This is a genomic window from Streptomyces actinomycinicus (assembly GCF_016741775.1).
Classification (GTDB): Bacteria; Actinomycetota; Actinomycetes; order Streptomycetales; family Streptomycetaceae; genus Streptomyces; species Streptomyces actinomycinicus.
Map to the genome: position 1 here is coordinate 1 of NZ_JAERRK010000077.1, position 576 is coordinate 576.

Annotated in this window: 1 protein-coding gene; it reads right to left on the reverse strand. The window is 70.7% G+C overall.

Annotated elements, in window-relative coordinates; all coding sequences use genetic code 11:
* Positions 1–576 (reverse strand): AMP-binding protein (locus JK359_RS38560; protein WP_201844403.1); only part of this gene is annotated, 576 nt, incomplete at both ends.

The following is a 576-nucleotide window of genomic DNA, read 5'->3' on the forward strand; positions in this document are numbered from 1 at the left end:
AGGTCGGCGCCGGTGGCCTCGCCGCCGACGACGAGGCTGCGGAAGTCGGGGAGTTCGACGGGCGGGACGCTGGCGAGAGCCATGGGGGAGATCAGGGCGTGGGTGATCCGGGCCTCGGCGAGGAGTGAGCCCAGTTCCTCGCCTGCCAGGACGTCGGTCGTGGGCACGACGAGTGCGGAGCCGGCCAGCAGGCTCATGCACACCTCGAGGACCGAGGCGTCGAAACTCGGCGAGGAGAACTGCAGGACACGGCTCGTGGCGTCCACGTCGAAGCGGTCGATCTCGGACGCGGTCAGGTGGGCGATGCCGTGGTGGGTGACGACGACGCCCTTGGGACGGCCCGTAGAGCCAGAGGTGTAGATGACATACGCCGGGTGCTCCACCCGCAGCGGCACACCCCGCTCACCGTCGGCCACATCCGTCGCCGGCTGCTTCGCCACCTGCCGGATCACCGCGGGCTCGTCCAGGACCACCACGTCGGCCCCGCCGACGTCACCCACGTCCACACCGTCCGACGTCAGCACCACCACCGGCGCCGCGTCGGCCACCATGAACGCCATCCGCTCAGCCGGATAT